22 protein-coding genes are annotated in these 20,257 nt (G+C 69.2%); 13 read left to right on the top strand and 9 right to left on the bottom strand.

Features of this window, described 5'->3' with window-relative positions; translation table 11 throughout:
- Window positions 1-164: 164 nt before the first annotated feature.
- Window positions 165-1,574, bottom strand: coding sequence for an NAD(P)H-quinone dehydrogenase (locus CRP45_RS24000; protein ID WP_067787786.1), 1,410 nt, complete (start codon window positions 1,572-1,574; stop codon window positions 165-167).
- 162 nt (window positions 1,575-1,736) lie between these two features.
- Between CRP45_RS24000 and CRP45_RS23995 the strand changes: the two genes are divergently transcribed.
- Window positions 1,737-2,216, top strand: a complete 480-nt coding sequence (locus tag CRP45_RS23995; RefSeq protein WP_067787901.1) for a gamma-glutamylcyclotransferase family protein — start codon at window positions 1,737-1,739, stop codon at window positions 2,214-2,216.
- 131 nt (window positions 2,217-2,347) lie between these two features.
- Here CRP45_RS23995 and CRP45_RS23990 read toward each other — a convergent pair whose 3' ends face one another.
- The 3 genes from CRP45_RS23990 to CRP45_RS23980 form a co-directional block, all read right to left on the bottom strand.
- Complete coding sequence (locus CRP45_RS23990; RefSeq protein WP_179831002.1) at window positions 2,348-3,556, bottom strand: M20 family metallopeptidase; 1,209 nt, start codon at window positions 3,554-3,556, stop codon at window positions 2,348-2,350.
- A gap of 128 nt (window positions 3,557-3,684) precedes the next feature.
- Window positions 3,685-4,887 carry a M20 family metallopeptidase gene (locus CRP45_RS23985; RefSeq protein ID WP_245910372.1) on the bottom strand — a complete coding sequence of 401 codons (1,203 nt, stop codon included), beginning with the start codon at window positions 4,885-4,887 and terminating at the stop codon, window positions 3,685-3,687.
- A gap of 120 nt (window positions 4,888-5,007) precedes the next feature.
- Complete coding sequence (locus CRP45_RS23980; protein WP_067787789.1) at window positions 5,008-5,712, bottom strand: enoyl-CoA hydratase-related protein; 705 nt, start codon at window positions 5,710-5,712, stop codon at window positions 5,008-5,010.
- Between the two features lie 92 nt (window positions 5,713-5,804).
- Here CRP45_RS23980 and CRP45_RS23975 point away from each other — a divergent pair, with 92 nt between their 5' ends.
- Window positions 5,805-6,584, top strand: a complete 780-nt coding sequence (locus CRP45_RS23975) for a purine-nucleoside phosphorylase (RefSeq protein ID WP_067787790.1) — start codon at window positions 5,805-5,807, stop codon at window positions 6,582-6,584.
- Window positions 6,585-8,078 (top strand): phospho-sugar mutase, encoded by a 1,494-nt coding sequence (locus CRP45_RS23970; RefSeq protein WP_097247069.1) that lies wholly within the window; start codon window positions 6,585-6,587, stop codon window positions 8,076-8,078.
- 8 nt (window positions 8,079-8,086) lie between these two features.
- Here CRP45_RS23970 and upp read toward each other — a convergent pair whose 3' ends face one another.
- Complete coding sequence (gene upp, locus CRP45_RS23965; RefSeq protein WP_067787794.1) at window positions 8,087-8,710, bottom strand: uracil phosphoribosyltransferase; 624 nt, start codon at window positions 8,708-8,710, stop codon at window positions 8,087-8,089.
- A gap of 146 nt (window positions 8,711-8,856) precedes the next feature.
- Between upp and CRP45_RS23960 the strand changes: the two genes are divergently transcribed.
- Genes CRP45_RS23960 through CRP45_RS23940 form a run of 5 tightly spaced genes read left to right on the top strand, consistent with a single transcriptional unit; the run spans window position 8,857 to window position 12,285 of the window.
- The gene (locus CRP45_RS23960) at window positions 8,857-9,174 is read left to right on the top strand and encodes a hypothetical protein (RefSeq protein ID WP_067787796.1); all 318 of its coding nucleotides are present in this window, start codon (window positions 8,857-8,859) and stop codon (window positions 9,172-9,174) included.
- A 4-nt stretch (window positions 9,175-9,178) separates the two neighbouring features.
- Window positions 9,179-10,297 (top strand): C40 family peptidase, encoded by a 1,119-nt coding sequence (locus tag CRP45_RS23955; protein ID WP_097247067.1) that lies wholly within the window; start codon window positions 9,179-9,181, stop codon window positions 10,295-10,297.
- The gene (locus CRP45_RS23950) at window positions 10,294-10,644 is read left to right on the top strand and encodes a hypothetical protein (protein WP_067787800.1); all 351 of its coding nucleotides are present in this window, start codon (window positions 10,294-10,296) and stop codon (window positions 10,642-10,644) included. Before CRP45_RS23955 ends, CRP45_RS23950 begins: the two co-directional genes overlap by 4 nt.
- 22 nt (window positions 10,645-10,666) lie before the next feature.
- A complete protein-coding gene (locus CRP45_RS23945; RefSeq protein ID WP_067787802.1) occupies window positions 10,667-11,014 on the top strand; it encodes a YbaB/EbfC family nucleoid-associated protein in 348 nt (115 codons plus the stop codon).
- A gap of 26 nt (window positions 11,015-11,040) precedes the next feature.
- Window positions 11,041-12,285, top strand: a complete 1,245-nt coding sequence (locus tag CRP45_RS23940; RefSeq protein ID WP_097247065.1) for a primosomal protein — start codon at window positions 11,041-11,043, stop codon at window positions 12,283-12,285.
- A gap of 36 nt (window positions 12,286-12,321) precedes the next feature.
- On the opposite strand, the gene CRP45_RS23935 is transcribed toward CRP45_RS23940, so the two are convergent.
- The 3 genes from CRP45_RS23935 to CRP45_RS23925 all read right to left on the bottom strand — a co-directional run bounded on the left by CRP45_RS23935 (window position 12,322) and on the right by CRP45_RS23925 (window position 15,646).
- On the bottom strand, window positions 12,322-12,978 hold the full coding sequence (locus CRP45_RS23935; RefSeq protein WP_097247063.1) for a hypothetical protein: 657 nt from the start codon (window positions 12,976-12,978) through the stop codon (window positions 12,322-12,324).
- A gap of 58 nt (window positions 12,979-13,036) precedes the next feature.
- Entirely contained in the window at window positions 13,037-14,134 is a 1,098-nt protein-coding gene (locus tag CRP45_RS23930; protein WP_067787806.1) for an adenosine deaminase, read from the bottom strand.
- A 222-nt stretch (window positions 14,135-14,356) separates the two neighbouring features.
- Window positions 14,357-15,646: a thymidine phosphorylase gene (locus tag CRP45_RS23925; protein ID WP_067787904.1), complete on the bottom strand. Its 1,290-nt coding sequence runs from the start codon at window positions 15,644-15,646 to the stop codon at window positions 14,357-14,359.
- 95 nt (window positions 15,647-15,741) lie between these two features.
- Between CRP45_RS23925 and CRP45_RS23920 the strand changes: the two genes are divergently transcribed.
- Entirely contained in the window at window positions 15,742-15,990 is a 249-nt protein-coding gene (locus CRP45_RS23920) for a hypothetical protein (RefSeq protein WP_097247060.1), read from the top strand.
- A 10-nt stretch (window positions 15,991-16,000) separates the two neighbouring features.
- On the opposite strand, the gene CRP45_RS23915 is transcribed toward CRP45_RS23920, so the two are convergent.
- On the bottom strand, window positions 16,001-16,402 hold the full coding sequence (locus tag CRP45_RS23915; protein WP_097247058.1) for a cytidine deaminase: 402 nt from the start codon (window positions 16,400-16,402) through the stop codon (window positions 16,001-16,003).
- A 314-nt stretch (window positions 16,403-16,716) separates the two neighbouring features.
- On the opposite strand from CRP45_RS23915, the gene sdhC reads away from it, so the two are divergent.
- Genes sdhC through CRP45_RS23895 form a run of 4 tightly spaced genes read left to right on the top strand, consistent with a single transcriptional unit; the run spans window position 16,717 to window position 20,108 of the window.
- Window positions 16,717-17,115: a succinate dehydrogenase, cytochrome b556 subunit gene (gene sdhC / locus CRP45_RS23910; RefSeq protein WP_084483136.1), complete on the top strand. Its 399-nt coding sequence runs from the start codon at window positions 16,717-16,719 to the stop codon at window positions 17,113-17,115.
- A gap of 5 nt (window positions 17,116-17,120) precedes the next feature.
- Window positions 17,121-17,552, top strand: coding sequence for a succinate dehydrogenase hydrophobic membrane anchor subunit (locus CRP45_RS23905; protein ID WP_067787814.1), 432 nt, complete (start codon window positions 17,121-17,123; stop codon window positions 17,550-17,552).
- A 31-nt stretch (window positions 17,553-17,583) separates the two neighbouring features.
- The gene (sdhA, locus tag CRP45_RS23900; RefSeq protein ID WP_179831001.1) at window positions 17,584-19,335 is read left to right on the top strand and encodes a succinate dehydrogenase flavoprotein subunit; all 1,752 of its coding nucleotides are present in this window, start codon (window positions 17,584-17,586) and stop codon (window positions 19,333-19,335) included.
- A complete protein-coding gene (locus CRP45_RS23895; RefSeq protein WP_067787816.1) occupies window positions 19,335-20,108 on the top strand; it encodes a succinate dehydrogenase iron-sulfur subunit in 774 nt (257 codons plus the stop codon). The genes sdhA and CRP45_RS23895 overlap by 1 nt, the downstream gene beginning before the upstream one ends.
- Window positions 20,109-20,257 lie beyond the last annotated feature (149 nt).

Raw genomic sequence — 20,257 nt, 5'->3', positions numbered from 1 at the left:
AAGGACCTTCCCCCCACACCAGAACCACGCGACCGCCCGCCGATCGCATCTCTGCGGGCAGTCAACCACATGTGCGGCGTGCAGGCAACGCAGTGAAATACCCGAGCCGACAACGTCACTCGACGCGTCGACCGACATCGCCGCGAGAACCGCGGCGCCGCGCATCAATCCAGGTCGTCGTGGCGCATGAGCAGGCGGCCTGCCTCGGTGACCGAGCCGGTGAGTGACGGGTACACAGAGAAGGTCTGGGCCAGATCGTTGACCGTCAGGTTGTTCTGTACGGCGAGTGCGATCGGCAGGATCAGCTCGGAGGCGATCGGCGCGACCACGACGCCGCCGATCACGACGCCGGTGGCCGGACGGCAGAAGACCTTGACGAAGCCGCGGCGCAGGCCCGACATCTTGGCCCTCGGGTTGGTGTTCAGCGGCAGCATCACGGTCCGCGCGGGCACCTCGCCGTTGTCGATCGAGTTCTGGCTGACGCCGACGGTGGCGATCTCCGGCCTGGTGAACACGGCCGAGGCCACGGTCTTGAGCCGAATCGGGCTGACGCCCTCACCCAGCGCGTGGTACATCGCGATGCGGCCCTGCATGGCCGCCACCGAGGCCAGCGGCAGCAGGCCCGTGCAGTCGCCCGCGGCGTAGATGCCGGACACCGAGGTGCGCGAGACCCGGTCGACCCGCAGGTAGCCACCGCGGTCGAGATCGACGCCCAGCTCTTCCAGGCCCAGATCCGTGGTATTCGGTGTGGAACCCACGGTCATCAGCGCGTGCGTGCCAGCGACGGTGCGGCCGTCGGAGAGCTTGACGACGATGCCTTCCGCGGTGCGCTCGACGGCGTCGGCCCTCGCGTGCTTCACCAGCTCGACGCCGCGCTCGGCCAGCGCTTCCTCGAGCACGAGGGCGGCGTCGGCGTCCTCGTGCGGCAGCACCCGGTCGCGGCTGGACACCAGCTTCACCCGGACGCCCAATTCCGTGTAGGCGGAGACGAATTCGGCGCCGGTGACACCGGAACCGACCACCACCAGGGTCTCGGGAAGCTCGCGCAGGTCGTAGAGCTGACGCCAGTTCAGGATGCGCTCGCCGTCGGGTTCGGCGCCGGGCAGCACGCGCGGGCTCGCGCCGGTGGCGATCAGCACCACCTCGGCCTCGATCAGCCGCTCGCGCTCGCGACCGCCGTCGAGCTCGAGGAGCACGCGATGCGCCGCACGCCCGCCGCCGTTCTCGGCCAGCCGCGCGGAGCCGGAGAGGACGGTCACGCCCGCGGACTGCAACTTGGAGCGGATATCGGAGGACTGCGCCAGCGCCAGCGCTTTGACGCGCGAGTTCACCTCCGGCAGTCGCACGGCCGCCTGGCTCGGGTCGAGCGTGATTCCGAGGTCCCTTGCCCGGCGCAGATCGGTGCGCACACCGGTGGAGGCGATGAAAGTCTTCGACGGGACACAGTCCCACAACACACACGCGCCACCGATGCCGTCGCGGTCGATCAGTGTCACGTCCGCGCCGTGCTGGGCCGCGACCAAGGCCGCCTCATAGCCGGCCGGTCCGCCACCGATGATCGCAATGCGGGTCATGGATACCTCCGCTCGAGCTGTCGACCGGGATCTCCGGTACCCGGCTAACGTTAGTGGTCGGCGCGCTGTCGGGCTCGCCACACCTGGCCCTCGCGCCGGGAACACGGCGTCATGTGGGCGGGATAGCGGCGATCCGGTGTCATCATTGGCTACCCTTTGCAGGTGCCGATCTACGCCGCCTACGGGTCCAACATGGACTCGACCCAGATGCTCGAGCGCTGTCCGCACTCCCCCATGTCCGGAACCGGCTGGTTGGAGGGCTGGCGGCTGACCTTCGCCGGCGACGACATCGGGTGGGAAGGGCCGCTGGCGACGGTCGTCGAGGAACCGGGTTCCCGGGTGTTCGTCGTGCTCTACGACGTCTCCCCCGAGGACGAGCAGCTGCTGGACCGGTGGGAGGGCTCGGACTTCGGCATCCACAAGAAGATCCGGCTGCGCGTCACCCCGAGTCCGGGCAGCGGCACCGAGCCGCGGCTGGCCTGGCTGTACGTGCTCGACGCCTACGAGGGCGGCCTACCGTCGGCGCGCTATCTGGGCGTGATGGCCGACGCGGCCGAAAAGGCAGGCGCGCCAGAGGAATACGTGCACGCGCTACGGACGCGCAACAGCCGCAACGTGGGACCTGGCAACTACTCGAGCTGAGACGCCGAACCCCGCCGCCGGAGCAACCGGACGGCGGGGTTCGTTACGTTTCGCCTGTTTCGGACGCCTCGCCTGTCGAGACGCCTTGATTTTCAGCCGCCTCGCTTTTCGGAACCCTCGCTTTTCAGACCTCAGCGCGGCGGCGTCTGCAACACGATGTTCGACAGCACCCGCACGCCCACCGCGAGCGCGCGCTCGTCGATGTCGAAGGTCGGCTGGTGCAGATCCAGCTGCTCGCCATGCCCGGACCAGACGCCGAGCCGCGCCATCGCGCCGGGCACCTCCTCCAGGTACCAGGAGAAGTCCTCGCCGCCGCCGGACTGGATGGTGTCGGCCAGCGCGTCGGGGCCGAGCGCGCGGATGGCGTCCTCGAAGATCCTGGTCGAGTGCTCGTCGTTGACCACGGGCGGCACGCCGCGGCGGTAGTTGAGCTGGTACCGCACGCCGGTCGGCGCGAGCAGGCCGTCGACGATCTCGTGGACCATCGGCTCGAGCAGCGACCAGGTCGCGTGGTCGCCGGTCCGGACGGTGCCGGTGAGCATGCCCGTCTGCGGTATCGCGTTCGGCGCCTTGCCGGCCGACACCGCGCCCCACACCATCACGGTGCTGGTCCGCGGGTCGATGCGGCGGCTGAGCAGGCCGGGCAGGCCGGTGATCACGGTGCCGATCGCGTAGACGAGGTCGCTGGTCAGGTGCGGACGCGAGGTGTGGCCGCCCGGCGAGTCGAGCACCAGCTCGATGGTGTCGGCGGCCGAGGTGATCGCGCCGACCCGGATGCCGACCCTGCCGACCTCCAGGCGCGGATCGCAGTGCAGCGCGAAGATCCGCTCAACGCCCTCCATGACGCCCGCCGCGACCAGGTCGATCGCGCCGCCCGGCATCACTTCCTCGGCGGGCTGGAAGATCAGCCGCACGCCGACCGGCAGGTCGGGGATCTCGGCGAGCGCGAGGGCGGTGCCGAGCAGGACGGTGGTGTGCGCGTCGTGGCCGCAGGCGTGCGAGACGCCGGGCACGGTCGAGGCGAAGCTGAGGCCGGTGAACTCCTGCAGCGGGAGCGCGTCCATGTCGGCGCGCAGGCCGATGCGCGGTCCCTCGGGGCCGATGTCACAGATCAGGCCGGTGCCGCCGGGCATCTTCTGCGGGGAGAGACCCGCCTTGGTCAGCCAGGCCGCGACGAACTCGGTCGTGCCGAACTCGGTGCGGGAAAGCTCCGGGTTCGCGTGGATGTGCCTGCGCCACTGCACGAGGTCGACAGCGTGCTCGGCCAGCCACGATTCGACCGCATCCCGGGCGGTCACGACGGTGTCCGTCGCGACGCCGCCCGGCGCCTCCGGGGTCAGGCACGCCGCGCCCATGGGGCCGGTGGCTCGCGCCGAGGTGTTCGACAATGCGGCACTCGCGGGGCCCTCCGTGGTAGCGCGCGCCGCCTCCTGGCCCGTCGCTCGCGCCGCCGGTCGGCCTGTAGTGCTCACCGAATGTCCTCCTGTCGTTGAACGAGTCGTTGCAACAACCTGTCTCTGTTTTCTTCATCGCGGGCGAGGGCGATTGCGGTACGCGCCAACGCGACCGCGCCATCGGTCACCGCGCGATCCGCCGAGGCGTTGACACTCGCCTCGGCGAAGCCCGGCTGATGTGTCACCGCCCCACCGGCGTCTATGCCGATGACCGGATGGATGCCCGGGATGACATTGGTGACATTGCCCATATCGGTGCTGCCGAGCGGTCGCTGCGCCTCGAGCTCCGGTGCGATCGGCACCCGTCCCAGGTCGGCGATCTGCTCACGATAGGCACACAGTAGTGCCGGATCGGGCGTCAGCTCGGTATATGTAGGCGCGAGCGTCCGGATTTCGTGGGTGCAGCCGGTCGCGAGGGCGCCCGCCTCGAAACAAGCCGACGCTCGTCGCATCAGATCATCGAGGGATGCGGAGTCGACTGCGCGTAGGTAGTACAGCAGTTCCGCACGTCCGGGCACGATGTTGGGGGCTACGCCACCGTCGCTGACTATACCGTGAAGTTGCTGACCGGGTAGAAGGTGCTGCCTCAGCAAACCGAGAGCAACCTGCGCGACGGTGACGGCGTCCCCCGCGTTGCGGCCGTACTCGGGGGCCGCGCTGGCGTGCGCCTCGCGCCCGCGGAAGAGCACGCCCAGGTCGGCGAGGGCGAGCGAACGGGCGCCGACGATGTCGTACGGGCCGGGATGCACCATCATCGCCATCGCGATGTCGTCGAAGACGCCGCGCTCCAGCATCAGCACCTTGCCGCCGCCGCTCTCCTCGGCGGGCGTCCCGAGCACCACGACGGTGATGCCGAGTTCATCGGCCACCTCGGCGAGGCCGAGCGCCGCGCCGACGGCCGACGCGGCGATGATGTTGTGCCCGCAGGCGTGGCCGATCTCGGGCAGCGCGTCGTATTCGGCGCAGATGCCGACCGTCAGCTCGCCGCTTCCGTAGCTCGCGCGAAAGGCCGTCGGCAGGTCGGCGACGCCTGCCTGGATCTCGAAACCGCGCTCGGCGAGCGGCGCGAGGACCTTGGCGACGCTGCGCGTCTCCTCGAAGGCCAGCTCCGGCTCGGCGTGGATGGCGTGCGACAGCTCGATCAGCCGGGTCGCCGCGGCGTCGATCGCGGCGTCGGAGGCCGCCGCGGCGCCGTCGGTGCGGACAGCGCGCGGCATGCTGCTCGTTTCCTCAGGCCCGCTGCGCGGTGATGGCATGGGACACAGTCTGGCACTGTGGCGCGAATCGGGCGCGTCCCGTGTCCGTCGACCTGCTCACATCCGGGCCCTCGCCAGGGGTTATCCGACGGCGAACGCCAGGTTCTCCGGGCTTGTGCGCACCGCGAGTCCGGCCAGTGCTTCGGCGTGCAGCGCCCGCTTGATGATCGGCAGATTCGGCTTGCGGTTGCCCGCCAGTGCCGCGGCCTGTGCGACGGCGGTCTCCAGCAACACGTCGGCTTCGGCGGCCTGGTCCACGATGCCCGCCGCGATGGCCTGATCGGCCGGGTAGCGGTGGCCGGTGGTCATGGCCTGCACGCAGACCTGGTTGCTCAGGCGGTTGGTGAGCAGGGCGTTCATGCCGACGGTGAATGGCATGCCGAGGTGCACCTCGGGCAGGCTCCAGAAGCCGCGATCGGCCCGCATGACGCGGAAGTCGTGCGAGGTGGCGAGCATGGCGCCCGCACCGAACGCGTGGCCGTTGATGGCGGCGACCGTCGGCATCGGGAAGGCCAGCAGGCGGGTGTAAAGCGAGTGCACCTTGTCCAGGTAGCCGTGCATTTCGCCGAGGTTGCCGAACAGCCAGTCGGTGTCCAGGCCGTTGCTGAAGAACTTGCCGGTCGCCGTGGTCACCAGCGCCGCCGGACCCTCCGAGGCCTCGACCTTGTCGAACAGCGCGTGCACCTGATCGATCCAGTCCGGATGGAAGCGGTTCTCGCTGTCGGTCTGTCCCTCGCTCCCGAGGTACAGCACGAACACATCTCCCTGACGCTCCAGATACGGCATGCGTGCAGCGTATCGCCCTGGGCGGACAACCCCTACTCGCGGGTAGCCCCGCGTTGTGGGCGTGGGACGGTAAAGCTCGATAGGGTTACGGCATGCTTGCCGAACAGGCCGCCGAGGCGATCGCGGAACGTACGGGAGTCGAGCGCCACCGGGTGGCCGTTGTGCTGGGGTCGGGGTGGCAGCAGGCGGCCGCGGAGGTCGGTGCGCCGTCGGCGTCGGTGTCGATGCCGGAACTGCCCGGCTTCGGCGAACCGACCGCGCAGGGCCATGTCGGCGTGGTGCATTCGGTGCCCGTCGGTGAGACGCCGGTGCTGCTGCTGATGGGCCGCCAGCATCTCTACGAGGGCTATCAGCCCGCGGACGTGGTGCACCCGGTGTCGGCCGCGGTGGCGGCGGGCGCGGAGATCGTGGTGCTGACCAACGCGGCGGGCGGCATCCGGCCCGGCTTGCAGGTCGGTGAGCCGGTCCTGATCAGCGATCACCTCAATCTCACTGCCCGGACCCCGCTGGCGGGCGCCACCTTCGTCGACCTGGTCGACGCGTGGGACCCCGAATTGCGCGCGCTGGCAAGGGAAGTCGACCCGAGCCTGACCGAGGGCGTGTACGCGGGCCTGACCGGACCGCAGTACGAGACGCCCGCCGAGATCCGCATGCTGCGCACCATCGGCGCCGACCTGGTCGGCATGTCGACGGTGCTGGAAGCCATCGCCGCCCGCGCGCTCGGCGCCCGGCTGCTCGGCATCTCGCTGGTGACCAACCTGGCCGCTGGCGTGACCGGGGAACACCTTTCGCACGCGGAGGTGCTCGCCGAGGGCAACGCGGCCGCACCGAGGCTCGGCAAACTGCTGCGCGGCGTGCTGGAGCGGCTCTAGATGCTGCGCTTCGGGACCGCCGGTCTGCGCGGGCCGCTGCGCGAGGGCCCCGACGGCATGAACGTGACGACCGTGAGCAGGGCGACGGCCGGCGTGGTGGACTGGCTGCGCGGCCGCTGCCTCGGCGGCGGTCACGTCGTGGTCGGCCGCGACGCCAGGCACGGTTCGCCCGAATTCGCCACCGCGGTCGCGGAAATCTTTGCGGCGGCGGGCTTTCCGGTCACGCTGCTGCCCGGAGCGGTGCCGACGCCGGTGGTGGCGTACGCGGTGCGCGAGCTCGGCGCGGTGGCGGGCGTGCAGATCACCGCGTCGCACAATCCGCCCGCCGACAACGGCTACAAGCTCTATCTCGACGGCGGCTCGCAGTTGATCGCGCCCGCCGACACCGAGATCGAGCGCTGCATCGAGACGGTCGGCGAACCGATCCCGCGCACGCCGGTCGCCGAATCCGACGACGCGCTCGTGCACCGCTATCTCGCGCGGGTCGCTCAGTTGCCGGACCTCGTCGGCGGGCCGGGTGCGCGCGACGACATCCGGATCGCGCTGACGCCGCTACACGGAGTCGGCGGCGATCTCGCCGTGCGGGCGCTCGCCGCGGCGGGTTTCACCGACGTGCACCTGGTGACCGAGCAGTTCGCGCCCGATCCGGACTTCCCCACCGTCGCCTTCCCGAATCCGGAGGAGCCCGGAGCCGCCGATCTGCTGCTCACGCTGGCCGAACGGGTGAACGCCGATGTGGCCATCGCGTTGGACCCCGACGCGGATCGGTGCGCGGTCGGCGTGCCGGGCCCAGACGGGTGGCGGATGCTGCGCGGCGACGAAACCGGTGTGCTGCTCGGTGCTTGCGTGCTGCGCACCGCGCCGCCGGACGCGCTGGTCGCCACCACGATCGTGTCGTCGCGGCTGCTGTCCAAGCTGGCTGCGGCGCGCGGCGCCCGTTACGCCGAGACGCTCACCGGCTTCAAATGGCTCGCCAGGGCGGGCGACGGGCTGGTGTACGCCTACGAGGAGGCCATCGGGCACTGCGTCGACCCGGCGGCCGTGCGCGACAAGGACGGCATCTCGGCGGCCGTCCTCACCGCCGACCTGGTAGCGCGGCTGAAGGCCGAAGGACGCACGCTGCTCGACGAACTCGACGGGTACGCGGTCGAATTCGGCCTGCACGCGGGCGATCAGGTCGCGTTGCGGCTGGCCGACGCCGAGGCCGCCGCCGCGGTGGTCGAGCGGCTTCGCACCGACCCGCCCGGCGAGATCGCGGGCGAACCGATGAAATACGCGGATCTGCTCCAGGCACGCGGACGGATGCGCACCGACGCGCTGATTTTCGAGGGCGCGGGCTCCCGTGTGGTGATTCGTCCGTCCGGCACCGAGCCGAAACTCAAGTGCTACCTGGAGGTCGTCGAGCCGGTGACCGACAGCGCCGGTCTCGCGCACGCGAGAAGCGTTGCGGCCGAGCGGCTCGCGGCGCTCGCCGAATTCTGTCGCGCGCTGTAGCCCCCGCGTCAGCGCGGTCCGAACTGGCGGTCGCCCGCGTCGCCGAGGCCGGGGACGATGTAGGCGTCGGAGTTCAGGCCCGAGTCGACGGTCGCGGTCACCAACCGCACCGGCAGGTCCGACTTCTCCAGTAGCGCAATGCCTTCCGGCGCCGCGACCACGCAGATCGCGGTGATGTCGGTCGCGCCGCGTGCGGCGAGCAGTTCGAGGGTGTGGCGCATGGAGCCGCCGGTCGCCACCATCGGGTCGAGCACGTACACCGGGATACCGGACAGGTCGGCGGGCAGCGATTCCATGTACGGCACCGGCTGGTGCGTGGTCTCGTCGCGGGCGATGCCGACGAAACCGACCTGGGCATTGGGGATCAGCTCGGCCGCCGCGTCGACCATGCCGAGCCCGGCGCGCAGCACCGGGACCAGCAGCGGCGGATGGGCAAGCCGCACGCCCTCGGCGAAGGCGACGGGGGTTTCGATTTCGTACCTGGTCACGGGCGCCTCGCGCAGCGCCTCGTAGACCAGGATGCCGGTGAGATCGCGCAGCGCGTTGCGGAAGACCGCGTTGGGTGTGCGCGCGTCGCGCATCGTCGTCAGCAGGGTGGCGGCGAGTGGGTGGTCCACGGTGTGCGTACGCATGAGGGAACGATAAGGTTCGAGGCGAGTTCGGCGTCGAACGTCCTCGTGAATTTTTTTCGCGAGGCGTGGAACCGAATGGCAAGGCGGCGCGTCGAACCAGTTGGATGACGTACTCTGCCTGGGAACGAACAGATGGGGGAAGCACTATGGCAAAGATGTCGGCGGACACCGAGGGCATCGCCGCCTACGGCGCCACCGCCGAGGTGATGGCCGGTGAAATGGCCGGTGTCGCAGCGGGGGCCGCGGGCGCCTCGCCCGCGTTGCTCGGGCCGATCATGGGCCTCATCGGCGGGGATTTCATGGCCGCGTACTCCGCGGCGCACGCCGGACACGTCGCGTCGATCGCGCAACTGTCAGCGGTCCTTTCCAGCATGGGCGGCGCGGCGGCCGGCGCGGCGACCGTGCTCACCGAGACCGACCTGAACAACGCGGCCGCGCTGAAGTCCGCCGACCTGGACGGATGAGCCGGTGATCGACGTCAACCTCCTGGTCAAGCCGCTGCTCGACCTGCTCGGCAGCTTCGGCACCGGCGTACTGCCCAGCGGCGGCCCGGCCGACTCGCTGGTCTCCACCTCGACGGCGCTGGATCAGCTGCATCAGTTGGGCCGCAACAGCATCAACCAGATGAACACCGCGTGGGACGGCGTCGCCGCCGACGCCGCGACCGCGAAGGCACTGCGCGTGCAGACCTCCGCCGCGAACATCTCCGACCGCGGCAACGAGATGGCGACGGTCGTCGACCAGGCCGCCACCGAGGTGGAGACCGGGCAGAAGGATCTCAACGGCATCGTCCAGTCCTTCGTGAACACCGCGACGGCGCTCGGCCCGACGATCGCGACGCCGCCGGGATTCGCGGCACTGGTCGGCACCGCCATCGATCACCTGAACCAGGGACTCGGCGTGGTCGGCCGGGTGCGCAACGAGCTGGACACGCACACCGCGACCATGACCCAGCTGACCCCGGCGCCCTCGAGCCCGTCGCTCGCGTCGCTGCCCGGCGCGATCACCAGCACCGCGGGCTCCGGCCTCCAAGGCCTGATGGGCGTGGTCGGCCAGGCCGGTTCGCTGATCACCAGCGTGGCGAGCACTTCGGCGCAGAACGTCGCCAAGACGAGTCCGGGCACGAACAACAACTCGAGCTCGAACTCCACGAAGCCCGGCGACACCACCGCCGCGCCGAGCAGCAAGGACGGCGTCAAGATCACCCTGCCCGACGGCAGTGTCGTCGAGGCGCCGAACGAGAAGGCCGCGACCGCCGTCCAGTCGGCGCTGAGCGCGGTCGGCACCCCGTACGTCTGGGGCGGCAACACCCCTGGGTCCGGCATCGATTGCAGCGGCCTCACCAAGTACGCCTACGGCGAGGCGGGCGTCGAGCTGCCGCGCCTTGCCCAGGAACAGCACATCGGACACCCCCAGGTGTCGCCCGGCGATCTGATGCCGGGTGACCTGGCCGTATGGGACGGCCATGTCGCCATGGTCGTCGGCAACGGACAGCTCGTCGAGGCCGGTGATCCGGTCTCGGTCAGTTCCATCCGAACGGAGAACATGGGTATGGAGTTCTACGGCTTCTACAGGCCGACAGCATGACCGAGCAGCAGGCCCAGCAGATCCCGAACGTCACCCTGGCCGTCAGCCAGAACCGGTCCGGCACCATCGCCGTGCGCGCGACCGACCAGGGCATGCCGGTCGAGATCAAGTTCGAGCGCAGCGAATACCGTTACGGCGCACAGGCTCTCGCCAACGAGATCCTGCGCCTGACCCAGCGCTCGGCCATCGCCGCGCGCGCCAAGCGCCGCGAGGTCCTCGCCGAGTCGGGCATGCCCGCCGACATCCTGGACCGGCTCGGACTGCCGACCAGGCAGCAGGCGGTCGACGAACTCGACCGCATCGACGACGCCGACACGGGACCGACGAGCTGGATGCGGCCGGTATGAGCGAGCGAAGCGAGGAATTGGCATGAGTGCCGAGATGGACGCGCTCGTCGCGAGCGCGACCCAGAAACTGGAAGCGCTCGAGGCCGCACTGTACGGCCTCAAGCAGGTGCGCGGCCAGTTCACCACCGAGGACGGCGCGGTCACCGTCGAGGTGAACAGCGAGGGCGCGCTGGTCGGTCTGACGCTGTCGGAGGCGGTCACGTCGATGGCGCCCGCCGACGTCTCCCAGCTGATCGTCTGGGCTTGCAGGCAGGCCTCCGAGGACGCGGGAGCGCAGCGGTCGAAGGTCGTTGCGACACTGAACGAGTCGTTCGCCCCGGCGCCCAACGGCGCGGCGGGCACAATTGGGGGCGGGCCGGATAGTGCCTGAGCCGGAAGGTCGATAGGCTTCCGCACATGGCTTCTGGAGACATCGTCCCGATCGAGCTCGGCCTGACCGACGGCGATCTCGTCACCCTGTGGGCACCGCGCTGGCGCGACGGTGACGACGAGTGGATGGCATTCCTCGGACATGAGGATTCCCTCTATGGTTTCGACACCGTCGCCGAACTGGCCGCGTTCATCCGGACCAGCTCCGACAACGATCTGGTCGACCATCCCGCGTGGAAGGTCGTCGCCGGACTCTCGGCGGTGGAACTGGAGCCGGAGGAGAATTTCACGTTCGACCTGGTCGCGGTGCCGGAGCTGGCCGCGGGCGATCCCGACGTGGACAGCATCGCCGAGCTGGAGGACACCCTCGGCATGGTCCGCAACATCGGCGAGGTGTGCGAGCTGGAGACGGTCACCAAGTTCTTCGGCTCGCACCCCGTGCTCGGCGCGCTGCCGGGCGGGGTGAGCGCGTTCGTCGGTCGGGACGGCGAGGAACTCTGGGACCAGATCGGCGCGGCCATCGCCAAGGACTGGGACTCGGTGCTCGACGCCATCGACTCGGTGGTCGCCACCCCGGACGTGGACGCCAAGGCCGTCGCGGTCGCCGAGGCCGAGTTGCTCGCGGCCGAGGAGAACGTGGTCGACGCCGACGACGCGGCCGACAGCGACGAGGACGAGGAATTCGAGGCCGTCGACCTGGACGACGAGGACGAGGAGGAAGACGACTCGTTCTGGCACGAGGTCGGCATCGACCCGGTCAAGATCGTCACCTCGGACGGCACCTACTTCACGCTGCGCTGCTACCTCGACGACGAACCGATCTTCCTCGGCAAGAACGGCTCGATCACGGTCTTCGGCTCCGAGCGCGCCCTCGCGCGCTACCTCGCCGACGAGCACGACCACGATCTGGCGCGAGTGAGCACCTACGGCGAGGTGCAGACCGCCGCCGTGGACGGCTCGCTCGAAGTCGAGGTGACCGACGAGAACGTCTATGTGCTGCCCGGCCTGGCCGACGACCTGGCCGAGGGGCCAGAGGCGGTCGACATCGAACAGCTCGACTTGGCCGTCGAATTGTTCACCGATGCCGCCGACTACGCCGAGGACGACGCCGTCGAGCAGGCGCTGGCCCAGTCCACTCCCCTGGGCTGGTACGTGTCGTACCTGCTGAACCCGGACCCGACCCGGATGGCGCCGAACCCGCCGTTCGCCGCCGAGGCGCAGAGCTGGCGCGAGCTCGAGCGTGGGTTCGAGGCTCGGCTCGCGCCGCAGTAGTCCACTGATTTGGGGCCGAATCCATTCGGCCCCAAATCATTTCAGCCTGATCCAGATGTGCTCGGCGCGACCGAGCAGCCGCTCGTCCGCGCCGTAGACCGCGGTGGCGGAATAGAGCTTGCGTCCCTGCACGCCATGGCTTTCCCCGACCACCACGCACGGCTCGCCCGCCTCGGGCAGGCCGAACACCGCGGCGGTCATCGAGCCGAGCAGGGCTGGCTGCTCCAGCATGCCGGGTACCGACCAACCGCCCGGGCAGTCCAGCGCCGCCCACAGCAGCGCTGCGTCGATCGGCAGCGTCTCGTCCGGCGTCCACGGGGCCGCGACCACGCCCTCGCGCACCGGACCCGGCTCGATGCGCAGGCCGTCCCCGCGCGCGTTTCCGCAGACGAAGCAGTGCGCGAACATGTCGTTGGTCTCGTACGAGCCAGCGGCGACTTCCGCCACCTCGCGCGGCACGGATCCCGGGACGTCACGCTCGAACGCGCCCGCCCGCGATTCCGCGATCAGGCGCTCACCGTCGAACAACTTGCCGTCGTCCAGCCGTAACGGCGTGTCCAGCGGAGCCGGGTTCCGCAGCATCACCGTCACCGCGCTCTCGTCGCGGTGTTCGGCGAGGCGTCCGGCGACATAGCCGCCGTTGCCGGAATTCGGTGGGCCGTTGAACCGACCGGGAATCTGCACAATCGTCACGAGATCCCACGATAACTGGGTCTATCGGAGGCTCTACGTGGGCGGGCGGTGCGAAACTTCAGCCGAGCAGCACCGCGTATCCGGGCTTGATGATGTCGTCGATGATGCGCAGGCGGTCCGGGAACGGGATGAAGGCCGACTTCATCGCGTTGATGGTGAACCGCTCCAGATCACTCCAGCCGTAGCCGAAGGTCTCCACCAGCTTCAGCATCTCCGCACTCATCGTCGTGTCGCTCATCAGGCGGTTGTCGGTGTTCACCGTGACGCGGAAGCGCAGCCGGGCGAGCAGATCGAACGGGTGCTTGTCCAAGGCGGGCACCGCGCCGGTCTGCACATTCGACGACGGACACAGCTCGAGCGGAATTCGCATGTCCCGCACGTAATTCGCGACCAGACCCAGTTCCGCGTCCGCCAGCGCGCCCGGCACGTGGATGTCGTCGGTGATGCGCACGCCGTGTCCGAGCCGGTCGGCGCCGCAGAACGCCAGCGCCTCGTGGATCGACGGCAGGCCGAACGCCTCGCCCGCGTGGATGGTGAAGTGCGCGCTGTTCGCCCGCATGTACTCGAACGCGTCGAGATGCCTGCTCGGCGGGAAACCCGCCTCCGCGCCCGCGATGTCGAAGCCGCCGACGCCACGGTCGCGCCAGCGCACCGTGAGCTCGGCGATCTCGCGCGAACGCGCCGCGTGCCGCATGGCCGTGAGCAGGCAGGTCACCACGATGGAATGGCCCGCCTCTGCGGCGGCCGCCTCGCCCTCGCGGAAGCCGGCCAAGGTGTGCTCGACCACCTCGTCCATGCTCAGTCCGCGCTCCAGGTGCTGCTCGGGCGCGAAGCGCACTTCCGCGTACACCACGCCGTCGGCGGCCAGGTCCTCGGCGCATTCGCGGGCCACTCGGCGCAGGCCCTCCGGTGTCTGCATCACCGCGACGGTGTGCGCGAACGTCTCCAGGTAGCGCTCCAGCGAACCGCTGTCGGCGGCGTCGCGGAACCAGGCCGCGAGGGTGGCCTCGTCGGTGGCGGGTAGATCTTCGTAACCGCAATCGGCGGCGAGCTCCAGTACCGTCGCGGGCCGCAGACCACCGTCGAGGTGATCGTGCAGCAGCGCCTTGGGAGCTTGGCGGATCGAGGCGAGGGTGAGCGGCATCGGTCCTGTCATGACCACACGTTAGCCGCGCCGCGCGGAATCGGCAGCGAAGTTCCGGCGTGGCAACCATCTCGTTGCCGGCGGGCCATGGAGTGGTCCACAGCGCGTTCGCGCGGCGTTGCCGATCACGGTCGTCCGCCGTGCCGGGCCGAGCACGGTGCGCGACTGCCGGTGCCGTCCCGGCATGCCCGCCTGCACGAGCGGCTGGACGGCTCGCGCACCGACGGCCGGCGCTCAGGAACCGATTCGGTCGAGGATGAGCGGGGCGCCCCCGGCCGGTGCGGCGGCGCCGATGGCCAGCGAATCCGCCAGTGCGGCAACGGCTCCCGGGAGCGCGTCCGGTGTGTCGGTATGCAAGGTGAGCAGCGGCTGTCCCGCGCGGACCGGATCGCCAGGCTTGGCGTGCATTTCGATACCCGCACCGAACTGCACCGGGTCGCCTTGGCGGGCGCGGCCCGCGCCGAGGCGCCACGCGGCGATGCCGACGCCCATGGCGTCCATGCGGGTCAGCACGCCGTCGCGCTCGGCGCGAATGGTCTCGGTGTGCCTGGCGCGCGGCAGCGGCGCGTCCGGGTCGCCGCCCTGGGCGCGCACCATGGCGCGCCAATGGTCCATCGCCCGTCCGTCGGCGAGCGCGTCGGCCGGATCGATGTCCAGGCCCGCCAGCGCCACCATCTCCCGCGCCAGCGCGAGGGTGAGCTCGACGACGTCGGCGGGCCCGCCGCCGGCGAGCACCTCGACCGACTCGGCCACCTCGAGCGCGTTGCCCGCGGTTCGCCCCAGCGGGGTGTCCATCGCGGTGAGCAATGCGACGGTGCGCACCCCGGCGTCCGTGCCGAGCTCGACCATCGTCGTGGCCAGTTCGCGGGCCGCGCCGTGGTCCTTCATGAACGCGCCCGACCCGACCTTCACGTCGAGCACCAGCGCGCCGGTGCCCTCGGCGATCTTCTTGCTCATGATCGAGCTGGCGATCAGCGGGATCGACTCGACCGTGCCCGTGACGTCGCGCAGGGCGTAGAGGCGCTTGTCGGCGGGCGCGAGGTCGGCCCCCGCCGCGCAGACGACCGCGCCGATCGCCGGATCGGCGAGGATCTCGCGCATCCGCGGCACGTCGACGTCGGCGCGCCAGCCGGGGATCGACTCGAGCTTGTCCAGGGTGCCGCCGGTGTGTCCCAGACCACGTCCGGACAGTTGCGGAACGGCCGCGCCGCACGCGGCGACCAGCGGCGCGAGCGGCAGCGTGATCTTGTCGCCGACCCCGCCCGTCGAGTGTTTGTCCACCGTGGGCCTCGGCAGATCCGTGAAGTCCATCCGCCGTCCCGAGGCGATCATCGCGGCCGTCCAGCGGGCCGTCTCCCTGCGCGTCATCCCGCGCCAGACGATGGCCATGGCCAGCGCCGACATCTGCTCGTCGGCCACCGCGCCGCGGGTGAAACCGTCGACCACCCAATCGATCTGCTCGTCCGACAGCTCCCCGCCATCCCGCTTGGTCGTGATGATCGAAACCGCGTCAACACCCGTCACCCGGCCAGTCTGGCACGACACCCCGCCGCGGCTGGTTCTTGTCGGAGGCCTCCGATAGCCTCGCCGCATCAATCGATCGACGAAGGGGGATTCAGATGACTTACGCCGAGCTGAACCGACGGGTTACCCGGATCGAGACGCGTGTCGCCGACCTCGAGGAGACGCTGCTGCGAGACGTTCGCGGGGTGAAGATCTTCGCGAACCGGCTCGCGGCTCAGTCGTCGACCATCGGTGAGGGTGTCGCGCTGATGATGCAACGAATGGGGCTCACTCCCATTCGCGTGCCGACTGTCGAGCCGCCTACCCAGGCCGAGATCGACGAGTCGTTCGAAGACGACTGCTGACGGACAGCGACTACTGCTGCCCGGCGTCCAGGTCGTCGGGGCCGAAGGCGTCGGGTAGCAGAGTGCTCAGCCGGACGGGGCCGGTGCGGTGGTCCACCAGGAGATCGCGGCCGCCGTGCTCGTAGAGGAGTTGGCGGCAGCGACCGCACGGCATCAGGATTTCGCCGCGGGAATCGCAGACCGAGACCGCCGCGAGACGCCCGCCGCCGCCCGCGAATAAGTTACCGACGAGTACGCATTCGGCGCAGAGGGCCAATCCATATGAGACATTTTCCACATTGCAACCGCTCACAATTCGACCGTCCGAAGTGAGAGCCGCGGCGCCGACCGGGAAACGGGAGTAGGGCGCATAGGCATTGCGCATAACTCGAATAGCATTGTCGCGCAAAACATTCCACTCGATTTCCGGCATCGCGAGCCTCCCGCCGAACCACCGCGAGGAGGGCGCACGAGAGCCCGCGCGCACCCCATTACGCATCAACAAAGGCAAACCTAACCCAGCGCAATGTAGCGCAACGCACGGCACGCCGAATTAGTTCCGCGAAACCGAGAGGATTAGAGTCCACAACAGATCGGTTCAGGTTCCCGGCGGGCCTCGCGCAAACGGAGCACCGTGCTCCAGCACACTCGGAGCACAGCGCAGCAACCTGGGCATTCGCCCCCTTCACGCGGCCGGCCCGGGACCTGAAACCGGGTCCATCAACGACGTTGGAGGCACCGCACTCTATGACCACGATCGAAGCTCCGGCCCAGCCGAAGCGGAAGACGCTGTACCGAGGCGACCCCGGAATGTGGTCCTGGGCGCTGCACCGGATCACCGGTGTCACCATCTTCTTCTTCCTCTTCGTGCACGTCTTGGATACCGCACTGGTCCGCGTCAGCCCGGAGACCTACGACGCGGCGATCGAGACCTACAAGACCCCGCTCGTCGCGCTGATGGAGATGGGCCTCGTGGTCTGCGTGCTGTTCCACGCGCTCAACGGCGTCCGCGTGATCCTCGTCGACTTCTGGTCCCAGGGCCCGCGCTACCAGCGCCAGATGCTCTGGATCGTGCTCGCCATCTGGATCCTGGTCTCGGCCGCCGGTATCGGCCGCCAGTTCTTCTACCTGTTCACGGAGCACTGATCGCCATGACTGCACCTGTTCTCGGTAAGTCTTACGACCGCCCGGCCAGCCTGGATCTGCCCCGCTCGCCGCGCGCCCGCTCCAGCAACAACTTCGAGAAGTACGCGTGGCTGTTCATGCGCTTCTCCGGCCTGCTGCTGATGGTCCTTGTGCTGGGCCACATGTTCATCATGCTGATGATCGACGGCGGCGTGCAGCGGCTGAACTTCGCCTTCGTCGCGGGCCGCTGGGCCTCCCCGTTCTGGCAGATCTGGGACCTCACCATGCTGTGGCTGGCCCAGCTGCACGGCGGCAACGGTCTGCGCACCGTGATCGACGACTACTCCCGCAAGGACTCGACCCGGTTCTGGCTCAAGACCCTGCTGGTGATCTCGATGATCCTGGTCACGGGCGTCGGCACCTACGTCATCTTCACCTTCGACCCCAACATCAGTTAGGAACAGGCCCTCGATGAGTGAATCGCGACCGATTCAGGAACACCGCTACGACGTCGTGATCGTCGGTGCCGGTGGCGCGGGCATGCGCGCGGCGATCGAGGCCGGTCCCCGGGTCCGCACCGCGGTGCTGACCAAGCTGTACCCGACCCGTAGCCACACCGGCGCGGCCCAGGGCGGTATGTGCGCCGCGCTGGCCAACGTCGAAGAGGACAACTGGGAATGGCACACCTTCGACACCGTCAAGGGTGGTGACTACCTGGTCGACCAGGACGCCGCGGAGATCATGGCCAAGGAGGCCATCGACGCGGTCATGGACCTCGAGAAGATGGGTCTGCCGTTCAACCGGACCCCCGAGGGCAAGATCGACCAGCGCCGTTTCGGTGGCCACACCCGCGATCACGGCAAGGCCCCGGTCCGCCGTGCGTGCTACGCCGCCGACCGCACCGGCCACATGATCCTGCAGACGCTGTACCAGAACTGCGTCAAGCACGACGTGGAGTTCTTCAACGAGTTCTACGTGCTCGACCTGGTGCTCACCGAGACCGACCGCGGTCCGGTCGCCACCGGTGTGGTCGCCTACGAGCTGGCCACCGGCGAGCTGCACGTCTTCCACGCCAAGTCGATCGTGTTCGCCACCGGCGGCTCGGGCCGGATGTACAAGACCACCTCGAACGCGCACACGCTGACCGGCGACGGCATGGCGATCGTGTTCCGCAAGGGTCTGCCGCTGGAGGACATGGAGTTCCACCAGTTCCACCCGACAGGTCTGGCCGGTCTCGGCATCCTGATCTCGGAAGCGGTTCGCGGTGAGGGCGGCATCCTGCGCAACGCCTCCGGCGAGCGGTTCATGGAGCGCTACGCCCCCACCATCAAGGACCTGGCACCGCGCGACATCGTCGCCCGGTCGATGGTGCTCGAGGTGCTCGAAGGCCGCGGCGCGGGTCCGAACAAGGACTACGTGCTGATCGACGTGACCCACCTCGGTGAGGACGTGCTCGAGGAGAAGCTGCCCGACATCACCGAGTTCTCCCGCACCTACCTGGGCGTCGACCCGGTGAAGGAGCCGGTGCCGGTCATGCCGACCTGCCACTACGTGATGGGCGGCATCCCGACCCGGATCCGCGGCGAGGTGCTGCGCAACAACACCGACATCGTCCCCGGCCTCTACGCGGCGGGCGAGTGCGCGTGCGTCTCGGTGCACGGCTCCAACCGCCTCGGCACCAACTCGCTGCTCGACATCAACGTGTTCGGCCGCCGCGCGGGCATCGCCGCCGCGGAGTACGCCCAGCGCACCGAGTTCGTCGACATGCCGGAGAAGCCGGCGCAGATGGTCACCGAGTGGCTGGAAATGCTGCTGTCGGAGCACGGCAACGAGCGGGTCGCCGACATCCGCACCGAGCTGCAGTACACGATGGACATGAACGCCGCCGTGTTCCGCACCGAGGACACCCTCAAGCAGGCCCTCACCGACATCCACGCGCTCAAGGAGCGGTACGCGCGGATCTCGGTGCAGGACAAGGGCAAGCGGTACAACAGCGACCTGCTGGAGGCCGTCGAGCTCGGCTTCCTGCTCGAGCTGGCCGAGGTCACCGTCGTCGGCGCGCTGAACAGGAAGGAATCGCGCGGCGGCCACGCACGCGAGGACTACCCGGACCGCGACGACGTTAACTTCATGCGGCACACGATGGCCTACAAGGAGAGCCCCGAGCTCATCGCCGACATCCGCCTCGACTTCAAGCCGGTGGTGCAGACCCGTTACGAGCCGATGGAGCGTAAGTACTGATGACTGCTGTTGCCGAAGCACCCTCTTCGCAGAAGCCCGCTCCGGTCCCCGACGGCTCGGTGATGATCACCGTCAAGGTGGCCAGGTTCAACCCGGAGGACGACAAGGGCGCGCACTGGGAGTCCTTCCAGGTGCCGGTCCTGCCGACCGACCGCTTCCTGAACGTGCTCATCTACATCAAGTCCTACCTGGACGGCACGCTCACCTTCCGTCGCTCGTGCGCGCACGGCGTGTGCGGTTCGGACGCGATGCGGATCAACGGCGTGAACCGGCTGGCCTGCAAGGTGCTGATGAAGGACATGCTGCCCAAGGGCGGCAAGTCGCTCACCGTCACCGTCGAGCCGATCCGCGGCCTGCCCGTGGAGAAGGACCTCGTCGTCGACATGGAGCCGTTCTTCGACGCGTTCCGCGCGGTGAAGCCCTACCTGATCACCACGGGTAACGAGCCAACCCGCGAGCGCATCCAGAGCCAGGCCGACCGCGCCCGGTTCGACGACACCACCAAGTGCATCCTGTGCGCCTGCTGCACCACCTCCTGCCCCGTGTACTGGAGCGACGGCAGCTACTTCGGCCCGGCCGCGATCGTGAACGCCCACCGCTTCATCTTCGACAGCCGCGACGAAGGCGCCCGCGAACGCCTCGACATCCTCAACGACGTCGAAGGCGTCTGGCGCTGCCGCACCACCTTCAACTGCACCGACGCCTGCCCCCGCGGCATCGAGGTCACCAAGGCCATCCAGGAAGTCAAGCGAGCCCTCCTCTTCACCCGCTGACCTCCGGACCACCGCCTCACAACGAAGGCCGCCACCATCCCTGAGACGGTGGCGGCCTTCGCTGAATTGCGGGGCTTCGACCACGCGCGGCGTCGCCTGCATCCGAACCGATTCACCGGCTGACACTGGGGCGCCCGCACGCGGGGATT

Source organism: Nocardia amikacinitolerans (assembly GCF_900215415.1).
Taxonomy (GTDB): domain Bacteria; phylum Actinomycetota; class Actinomycetes; order Mycobacteriales; family Mycobacteriaceae; genus Nocardia; species Nocardia amikacinitolerans.
This window is presented reverse-complemented; position numbering and strand designations above follow the sequence as displayed.